Here is an 8,876-nt window from a genome sequence, read left to right as displayed (position 1 = left end):
CGCGGCAGAAGCACCGACTTCGTGCGATTAATTTTGACATGTAAATAAGAAGGAAATCGCCCTCAACGAGCAGTTTAATAGCCCCAGTTGAGCGGCGATTTACTATTTCTTATGAATGACCACTAGCTTACGTGAAGGAGAGTTGTCATGCTGACAGTTCGAAATTTGAGTAAAGTATTCCCTCCGGACAATCAGGTCCTATCGCAAATTAGCTTTCAAGTAGATGCAGGAGAGTTTATCGCGGTAATCGGCAGCAGTGGTAGTGGGAAAACAACGCTGCTTCGTTGTATTAGTCATCAAGAGAAATGGACAAGCGGTCAGCTCATATATAACTCGATTGATATAACGAAGCCAGGTCCCTGGGACCGGTTCAAATTGGGTAAGGATTTCGCTTACCTGGAGGAGAAGCCTTTTCTAAATCGGAATAAAAGCGCTGTCAAAAATGTGTTGATGGGCAGGGTGTATCAAGCCCCTCTTCGGATGGTTACAGGATTGTCGTCGAGAAATGAGAAAATCGATAGCATGGACTTTTTAGAAAAGGTCGGCCTTTTGGATAAAGGTGAAAAGAAGGTTGGTCAGCTTAGCGGGGGTGAACAACAACGTGTCGCCATTGCGAAAGCGTTGATTCTTGGTCCCAAAGTGCTAGTAGCAGATGAACCCGTATCCGGTCTTGATCCTAAATCAACGGAATACATCCTTCAGGATTTGAAATCGTTATGTAAAGAACGGAACATGAGCGTTATCGCGACGCTTCATAAGGTTGAACTTGCCGAGCGTTTTGCAACACGCATTTGGGGGGTATCGGAAGGTCGGATTGTTTTGGACATTCCAGCTAGACCACTTACGTTGAATGAAAAAATGCTTGTGTTTGGTCAAATATGATTAGGGTCTTATTCGTTTGTTTGGGCAATATTTGCCGATCACCAATGGCGGAAGCGGTGTTTCGTCATCAAGTAAAGGAAGCTGGTCTTGAAGATGTCATTTTAATTGATTCAGCGGGTACTGGGGATTGGCATATCGGGCATCCTCCCCATCAAGGAACACGGGATATTCTTGACCGATATCAGATTGGTTATGATGGCTTAAAAGCCAGACAAGTTCGTCCTGATGATTTCTATCAATTTACTTATATAATCGCTATGGATGACAGTAATGTCGTGAACCTAGCTGCATTTGCTCCGGAATTTGTGGAGAATGAACAACGCGCATCGATACATAAATTGTTAGACTTCTCTAGTAATCAAGCAATTACTGAAGTGCCCGATCCCTACTACACGGGAAAATTCCAAGAAGTATATGAGATGGTTGAGGAAAGTTGTAGTCGCTTGCTTGCCTATATCGTGGATCAACATGGTCTTACGAAGTAAGGGGAATACAACACATCAAAAAGCAAGCTAGATAAGAGTGAGCCTCTTGTCTAGCTTGCTTTTTGCGTTTGTTCAGTATTGTTGAAAAATAATAGAACATTTCGTTCCGTGATTGAGGCTGCTAGTGAATGAAATTTTGCCATTCATTTTCTTGATTAGACTCATGACGACGACAAGTCCAAGTCCAGTACCGTGTTGTTTGGTCGTGTAGAAAGGCTTGCCCAGGGAGTTCAACTGCTTGCTGGTCATACCAACACCCGTGTCTGTGATCGAGATCTGAACGGCACTAGGATGTTTACAAGTACGTAATGAGAGCTTCCCACCATTTGGCATGGATTCAATGGCGTTCTTAATTAGATTCAGTAAACATTGGCGAAGCTTTTGAGATTCTCCAAGAATATAAAGAGGTGTTTCACATTCATGTGAAATATCAATCGCAATCTGAAAATCAAGTGCATAAGGGGTAATAAATCGTATGGTATGTTCCAGTTCTTCTTTGATATCAAGCTGTTCTTTCATGTCAACGGAGGGCTTCGCATAGTTTAGGAAATCAGTCAATAAAGTGATGGCTTGGTCTACGCCTGATAGCGCATGGTCAACATAACGCCTGYGATCCAGTGGAGTCAGATCCGATCTTGCCAGTAATTGCAGAAACCCCCGAGTAGACGTTAGAGGATTTCGGATTTCATGTGAAACTGTAGCCGATAACTCGGCTAGCATGCGATTTTTTTCAAGATGAGTGATATGCCTTCTCTGTAGTTCATATTTGTTAATAAAAAAAAGTAATGAAATCATAATCCATAGCGAGATAAAAGCGAGGGCTAAAACCAAGCCAGTGTACAAGGAAAATGGGGCTATGACATAAGGAGCAAGTGGTGCATACAATAGTTCATATATGATGAAGATTCCAGTTGCATACATGAGTTTCACCATCAAATTACCGCTAGTTACGCGATTTCGAACTAGAATTCCTAGCATCAGTAAGAATGTACTGCTTAATAGCGCTGGCTCCCAATAATAGTTCAAAACGAGCATACATCCGATATTAAATATGATCCATGTCATGATTGAAGGCGCAATACCAACGCATAATGTCACAAAAAGCAAGCAGATAGGGACTAATTGTAAGGAGTAGATTAACGGATCAATATCCGCAAAGTTCCAATAAAGAAGGATGAAGCTTCCTAGAACCAATGAGAAGAAGATATTCAAATGCTTTTCTTTATGTATGAAATGAGGTGCAAGAATAAGGTGGAGCAGAGCAGCGCTCATGATGTAGAAAAGGTTTTGTAGTTCATTGGCAATAATGAAATGAAGCAATCCTATGCATCCTTTCCATATTTCGACAATCTGGGAATTATTTCTACATTATCTCATAAATGTCGTTTGAATCAATAGAAATGCCCGATTTGGAATGCTAAAGATTTCATAAAGACTTATAGTCAATGCAGGTTAAACCGCTGTATAATAAAGAAAACATTGTTTGCAAACGTTTACAGTTTTGGAGGATTTGAAGCCGAGGAGAGATGTGAATGCGGTTGTGCTCACAGGTGTGCGGTGTTGTGTTTAATCCGATTGAAGACGATTATGTAGACGTTTGTGAAGATTGTGAAGCATGGGAGAATGACATAGACGTAGACAGGGAATCGTTTAGTTTTTATTTGGGAAAATGCGGTTTAATCATTGATTATTTGCTTTAAATGGCTGATTTAAAAAAAGGTTGATTACCAGCCATTTCTTGTTACAATAATAGTAGATTTATTATTCACACTATTCACTCTATATGCAGTTCATTTTTGAAAGGAGACCAAGCATGGTAACTTTACCTAAATTGAACGATCTCGGATTTTTCGAGATAAGGCTGGAATCCATCGGCGGTCTAGGTGCGAATCTGGCAGGTAAGATGCTGGCTGAAGCAGGAGTCGTTGGCGTTGGTTTGAACGGTGTCAGTTTCTCATCCTATGGGTCTGAGAAGAAAGGATCTGCAGTAAAAGCACATATTCGATTTTGTGACATGGATACGAAGATTCGGGATACATCACCCGTTGAACGACCGCATGTTGTTGGTGTTTTTCATGAGTCTCTTTCCAAAACTGTAAACGTTATCAGTGGCATCTATGAGGATAGTACCGTGTTAGTAAATTCAACGAAAACACCTGATGAATTGAAGGAGAAGATGAAGCTAAGGGGGGGGACGATTGCCGTCATTGACGCAATTGGTATCTCGCTCGAGGAAAAGAATCGTGTAAATATGGCCATGCTGGGTGCTATGTTCCGCTTGTGTGATTTTCTGGATCCAGATGTCATGCGAGGTGTGATTAGAAAGTCTTTAGAGAAGAAATACCCGCTTGCAGTTGCACCAGCATTACGTACATTCGATCGTGGATATAACGAGGTCGTTTTCCAAACGTATTCGCTTCCAGAAGGGGAATCTATGCCGGATTTTGTAAGGTATGATACACCAGTTCTGGGCTTTGCTACCCAACCAATCGGGGGTGTCGTGACGAACCCGGGTAACAGTATACTCAAAGATTTAAGTATTTCTCGTGCGGGGATGATGCCGCATTTTCATGAAGATTCCTGTATACACTGCGCTTCATGTGATAATGTGTGTCCTGACTTTTGTTTTGTATGGGATGAGCTCCCTGATAAAAAAGGCCGTCCCCAAATGTTCCTGCAAGGCATAGACTATCAATATTGTAAAGGTTGCCTTAAATGTGTACAAGCTTGTCCAACCGATGYGCTCTCTAGTGAGCGTGAAGAGGATGGTTATGCTGATCTAAATCGCATGCCTCATCGATTCAATCTAGCTATAAACTCTTAGAGAGTATTTATGGGAGAAGGGTGGAACTACACGCATGGCCATTGATATCAAGCAGGAATTTGGGGTAGCGAAAGTCGAACAGCGCATCGTGTATGAATCAGGAAATGAGATGGCTGCCTATGCAGCGCATCAAATTAATTATCATGTCATGGGGTACTTTCCGATCTCACCATCCACGGAAGTAGCTCAGTTTCTAGATCTCATGAAGTCCAATGGGCAGCATGACATTGTATTAATTCCTGCCGACGGTGAACATGGTTCAGCAGGTATATGTTATGGCGCATCAACTGCTGGCGGCCGCGTATTTAACGCGACAAGCGCCAACGGTTATTTGTACATGTTGGAACAAATGCCGGTACAATCCGGAACCCGTTTTCCAATGGTTATGAACTTGGTTTGCCGTTCTGTTTCGGGGCCGCTGAATATTCATGGCGACCATTCCGATCTTTACTATGCTTTGAATACGGGTTGGCCGATTGTCATGTGTCGAGATCCGCAAGCCGTGTATGATATGAACATTATGGCGCTGAAATTAGCAGAGGATCCTGAGGTGCGTTTGCCGGTTATGGTCGCATCCGATGGTTATTTCACCTCTCACCAAAAGCGCAGAGTGCAAACCTTCGCACATCGGGCTGATGTGCAGGCATTCGTAGGTGAGAAGCCACAGGGCTTCCCAGATACCTTGGATCGTAATAATCCGATCACCGTTGGACCTTATATGAATGAGCCGGATTACATTAATAATTGTTATCAACAGTCGATGGCGATGTATAACGCCGAAGGTGTCTATGACCGTATTCGGCAGGAATATGCCGAATTGACGGGTCGTGACTATCCGATTCTAGAGCTATATCGGATGGAGGACGCGGAAGTCGCGGTATTCCTGATGAATTCGGCTTCCGAAATCATCAAGGACGTCGTCGACCAGCTCCGCGAGAAGGGCATTAAAGCCGGTTCGATCGCACCGAACCTGATCCGTCCTTTCCCAGCGAAGCAGATCGCAGAAGCGCTGAAGAATGTGAAAGCGATCACCGTAGGAGATCGCGCGGATTCCTATGGCGGACATGGCGGCAACATGGTCAATGAAATTAAAGCGGCGCTGTTCACGAACGGGAACAGAGAAACGCTTGTCATAAGCCGAATCTATGGCTTAGGTGGCAAAGACTTTTATGCCGAGGATGGGCATAATCTGTTCCAATTCGCCATTGATGCGATGGAAAGCGGCAAGGTAGATGTGCCTTTCGATTACTACGGCCATACGCCGGGGGATCCTTCGAAAGCACCGAAGCGGGTTTTGACACCAATGAAGTATGAGGATTTGAATACAGGTCTGATCACGGTCACACAGGACGAGAGCACGAGGAAGTTGAATGTACGCATTCCACCTCTTCGTTCCTTGACCAAAAAGCCAAAGCGGATTGCACCAGGTCATGGCGCTTGCCCTGGCTGCGGTATTTTCTCAGGACTCGAACTGTTCTTCAAAGGAATAGAGGGCGATATTGTCTCCATTTTCCATACTGGCTGTGCAATGGTTGTAACCACGGGTTATCCGTACTCAGCGCATAAAGCTACTTATATCCACAATCTGTTCCAGAATGGCGCAGCAACGCTGTCAGGTGTTGTAGAGATGTTCTGGGAGCGGAAGCGTCGCGGAGAACTTGATCATTTGGGATTAAAGGACGATTTCACTTTCGTCATGATTACAGGCGATGGCGGTATGGATATCGGAATGGGGCCTGCGATTGGGGCTGCTTTACGGAATCATAAAATGATTATTCTTGAGTACGATAATGAAGGATACATGAACACAGGTGCACAGTTGTCGTATTCAACGCCGATGGGTCATCGGACGTCGACTTCCAATGTCGGGAAACATCAAGGTGGTAAGGTGTTCCATCACAAGGATACGGCACAAATTATGGCAGCGACACATATTCMGTATGTATTTACCGGTTCTGAAGCGTATCCGCAAGATCTAGTCAAGAAAGCCGCGAAGGCGCAATGGTATGCGCAGCATGAGGGGTTGGTGTATGGCAAAATTCTCATTGCTTGCCCATTGAACTGGCTGTCGGATGACCAAGAGGGCTCCAACATCGTTGGTGCTGCGGTGGACTCGTGCTTCTTCCCACTTTATGAAGTGGAGCATGGGGTGACTTCGATCACCTATAATCCGGAGGATAAGAGTAAGAAGATTCCGTTATCTGATTGGTTGAAAACAATGGGGAAAACGAAACATCTTACGAAACCCGAATATGAAGGCTCACTGAAATCGTTCGAAACGGAAGTTGAACGCCGTTGGAATATGCTGAAAGCGAAGCATGAGAATGCGTATTTGTAAGTTGGCGTAACCGTTATCTAAGAAGCTTGCTTACAAACGGAGGCCCATTCCCCTCGTGGTGAATGGGCCTTCCTCATTAGGAGGAATGGAAGATGCCTTATGTGCTGCAGCAGAAAGAGTCCGAACAAATTTATACAACTACGCTGGTTAACCATTATGGTCTCGCCTACTATGGTGTGAAATTCTGGAATGAGCAAGAGGAAGCGAATGAGCACGCTATAGCCTTTTTAGAATCGCAAGCCGTTCAAGATCCAAGCAGTTGGCATGTGATTGAATTGGAAGAAAACGAGATGAAAATAGGGAACGTAAAACTCAAAAACTCTCCGCAATGGCGGCTGTTTTGGTCTTCTCTTACACGTAAAGCGGAAGCTCGGAAATTGGAAAATTAAACCTAGCCGTCAATAGGCTAATCGCCACGCATACGATCGCAATAATCGCTACCATTCACCTATATTCGCAGATTACCCCCTCAAACTATAATAAGGGTACGAATGAAAATTTTAACATCAAGAGGGTGGAGGGTACGACGATGAATAAGTTGACAATGGTTATCGCGGTATTGATGGTATCATTCATGGCTCTACTTCCCAAAGATACGCAAGCGGAAGAAGCTGTCGTGACGAAAGCTCAAATTGTAGCTGGTGTAAGCTTTCGAGATCAACCAAGTACGACGAGTAATGTCAAGCGTATGTTGAAAACCAATGAAATGGTCACGGTGACAGACTATACGACGACGAATTGGTTTCAAATTAAGGATGCGCAGGGGGTAAGCGGATACGTCTCAACAAACAGTAAATACATATCGATTGTGAGCAATGCACAAATCATTTATGGCGTTAATTTCCGTACGTTGCCGTCATCAGACGCAAGTTCAGGTTCGAAGGTAATTCGAATGCTGAGCAAAGGGGAAGAAGTTCTTGTCACAGATAAAGTGAATGATAGTTGGTATAAAGTCAAAGATGCTAGCGGTATCAGTGGCTATATGAGCGCTAGTTCCAAATACATAACAGCGGATTTCTCCGTTATCAAACCTAATATGCCAGTAGCGGATGAGATTGAAGCCGTGATTGACGCGGGAGAAGTCTACTTAGGGACTCCTTATGAATTTGGTTCCGAACGTAATGATCCCACTACATTCGACTGTTCTGATTTTGTGCAAACGATGTACTGGGATGCTCTCCGTCTTTCCTTGCCTAGTGATTCTGCTGCGCAAGGCAGCTACGTGAGATCCTTGGGTTCTATTGTGAAGGATTGGACGAAGTTAAAACGTGGGGATCTTTTATTTTTCAGCAGCTATAAAGGCTCCAAAGCTTCTGATTACGATGGTATTAATGTATTGACAGAGCCAATTACCCATGTTGGTTTATATTTAGGCAACGGCCAAATGCTGCACACCTATTCCGTTGAATCCGGCGGCGTTCGTGTGGATACCATTGATGGCAAACAGTGGGAAAATCGATTTTTGTACGGTGGCCCTGTTTTAAAATAAGAAGATGGTTCGAACAGGCAAGGTTTGCCATATACTATAGAAGAGGCGGGTGCTGCCTTGAGCATCCGTCTTTTTCTTTAGTCTATGGAGAAAGGGAGAGCCTTATCTTTGAAACCTTCGGCGACAAACCAACCACTGGAATTTAGGAACAGGGCGGAAAGAGGACTTAACCTGGATACCGTGCACGAGCGTATTCTTCATTTCATGCGTCTTGACCCCGTGGCAACCTATAAATTCATTATAGGAACGGATTGTCAGGTACACACAGGTCATACGAAATTCATTACCGGCGTAGTGATCCAGCGGCTAGGGAAAGGAGCGTGGGCATGTTATCGTCAAGTCATCGTACCAAGAGCGCTTCACTCCATCAAAGAAAAGCTTTCGATGGAAACGACGTTAAGTGAAGAGATTGCGATGTATTTTGACGAAAACAAGCGATTAGATATGGAAAATATTATTCTTCCTCATCTGTATCAAGGTGCCACTTTCGATATGTTCATTCATATTGATGCGGGAGATGATGAGAATAGAAATCGGACGGCCAAGTTCGTCCAAGAAATGGTGAGACGGGTGGAATCTGTCGGTATGGTTCCGGTCATTAAACCCGATTGTTATGTTGCATCCGCCTATGCGAATCGCTTCTCCAAGAAACCATATCGACCCCTCTATGAAGATAATGAGGTGTTCGATGGCAGTTTATAAGCTGGGTTATGAACCGTTAGCTCGAATGGTCAAAGCGATCTTGGGAGCCTAACGGTTCAGTTTTTATGGCAAGGGCATGATGTGATTCTAATTAAAAAAAGGGTTTCCGAGTATGCTTAGCGAAGTATTGCTGAATGATGTTTGTAGCATTAGGGG

At 44.0% G+C, this 8,876-nt stretch carries 9 protein-coding genes; 8 read left to right on the top strand and 1 reads right to left on the bottom strand.

All coding sequences use genetic code 11. The features are described from left to right. Window positions 1-147 precede the first annotated feature (147 nt). Window positions 148-882, top strand: coding sequence for a phosphonate ABC transporter ATP-binding protein (locus AC1DLM_RS33655; protein WP_056625152.1), 735 nt, complete (start codon window positions 148-150; stop codon window positions 880-882). Next, entirely contained in the window at window positions 879-1,367 is a 489-nt protein-coding gene (locus tag AC1DLM_RS33650; RefSeq protein ID WP_477572419.1) for a low molecular weight protein-tyrosine-phosphatase, read from the top strand. The genes AC1DLM_RS33655 and AC1DLM_RS33650 overlap by 4 nt, the downstream gene beginning before the upstream one ends. A 72-nt stretch (window positions 1,368-1,439) precedes the next feature. Here the strand turns inward: AC1DLM_RS33650 and AC1DLM_RS33645 are convergent, their stop codons facing one another. Next, the gene (locus AC1DLM_RS33645; protein WP_477572418.1) at window positions 1,440-2,687 is read right to left on the bottom strand and encodes an ATP-binding protein; all 1,248 of its coding nucleotides are present in this window, start codon (window positions 2,685-2,687) and stop codon (window positions 1,440-1,442) included. A gap of 212 nt (window positions 2,688-2,899) precedes the next feature. Here AC1DLM_RS33645 and AC1DLM_RS33640 point away from each other — a divergent pair, with 212 nt between their 5' ends. The 6 genes from AC1DLM_RS33640 (at window position 2,900) to AC1DLM_RS33615 (ending at window position 8,720) form a co-directional block, all read left to right on the top strand. After that, complete coding sequence (locus tag AC1DLM_RS33640; RefSeq protein WP_441992546.1) at window positions 2,900-3,067, top strand: hypothetical protein; 168 nt, start codon at window positions 2,900-2,902, stop codon at window positions 3,065-3,067. A gap of 113 nt (window positions 3,068-3,180) precedes the next feature. Then, window positions 3,181-4,191 (top strand): 2-oxoacid:acceptor oxidoreductase family protein, encoded by a 1,011-nt coding sequence (locus AC1DLM_RS33635; protein ID WP_477572417.1) that lies wholly within the window; start codon window positions 3,181-3,183, stop codon window positions 4,189-4,191. A 34-nt stretch (window positions 4,192-4,225) separates the two neighbouring features. Beyond that, window positions 4,226-6,529, top strand: a complete 2,304-nt coding sequence (locus AC1DLM_RS33630; protein WP_477572416.1) for a thiamine pyrophosphate-dependent enzyme — start codon at window positions 4,226-4,228, stop codon at window positions 6,527-6,529. Window positions 6,530-6,621: 92 nt separating this feature from the next. Then, complete coding sequence (locus AC1DLM_RS33625; RefSeq protein ID WP_477572415.1) at window positions 6,622-6,918, top strand: hypothetical protein; 297 nt, start codon at window positions 6,622-6,624, stop codon at window positions 6,916-6,918. Between the two features lie 140 nt (window positions 6,919-7,058). After that, window positions 7,059-8,018, top strand: a complete 960-nt coding sequence (locus AC1DLM_RS33620; protein ID WP_441992542.1) for a C40 family peptidase — start codon at window positions 7,059-7,061, stop codon at window positions 8,016-8,018. 108 nt (window positions 8,019-8,126) lie between these two features. Continuing rightward, on the top strand, window positions 8,127-8,720 hold the full coding sequence (locus tag AC1DLM_RS33615) for a ribonuclease H-like YkuK family protein (protein ID WP_441992541.1): 594 nt from the start codon (window positions 8,127-8,129) through the stop codon (window positions 8,718-8,720). Window positions 8,721-8,876: the final 156 nt, after the last annotated feature.

It is taken from the genome of Paenibacillus sp. 01T442, from assembly GCF_056398345.1.
This window is presented reverse-complemented; position numbering and strand designations above follow the sequence as displayed.

Excerpts from the sequence above, each read along its gene's own strand:
- AC1DLM_RS33655 (WP_056625152.1), top strand. The coding sequence starts at position 148 with ATGCTGACAGTTCGAAATTTGAGTAAAGTATTCCCTCCGGACAATCAG.
- AC1DLM_RS33625 (WP_477572415.1), top strand. The coding sequence starts at position 6,622 with ATGCCTTATGTGCTGCAGCAGAAAGAGTCCGAACAAATTTATACAACT.
- AC1DLM_RS33650 (WP_477572419.1), top strand. The coding sequence starts at position 879 with ATGATTAGGGTCTTATTCGTTTGTTTGGGCAATATTTGCCGATCACCA.
- AC1DLM_RS33640 (WP_441992546.1), top strand. The coding sequence starts at position 2,900 with ATGCGGTTGTGCTCACAGGTGTGCGGTGTTGTGTTTAATCCGATTGAA.
- AC1DLM_RS33620 (WP_441992542.1), top strand. The coding sequence starts at position 7,059 with ATGAATAAGTTGACAATGGTTATCGCGGTATTGATGGTATCATTCATG.